Here is a 252-nt window from a genome sequence, read left to right as displayed (position 1 = left end):
TGAGAAAAAGCCTGAGCCGCCGAAGGAAGCACCTCCGACCGAGGAGGTGGTGGATGCACCGCCAAGCAATACGCCGCCCCAGAAGTCCGCAGCACCGGCACCGAGCATCGCGTCCAACAGCAACGCCCTGCCTACCTGGCAGAGTGACCTGCTGCGCCACCTGGCCAAGTACAAGCGCTATCCGGAAGACGCGCGTCGTCGCGGCCTGCAGGGCATCAACCGCCTGCGTTTCGTGGTCGATGCCGAAGGCAA

General features: G+C 64.7%; 1 pseudogene. It reads left to right on the top strand.

The window, feature by feature from the left end:
* Window positions 1-252, top strand: a pseudogene (locus tag SB725_RS32740) (energy transducer TonB); the annotation flags it as partial.

The sequence above is a fragment of the Pseudomonas sp. SIMBA_041 genome (assembly GCF_046535095.1).
GTDB lineage: Bacteria > Pseudomonadota > Gammaproteobacteria > Pseudomonadales > Pseudomonadaceae > Aquipseudomonas > Aquipseudomonas mucoides.
This window is presented reverse-complemented; position numbering and strand designations above follow the sequence as displayed.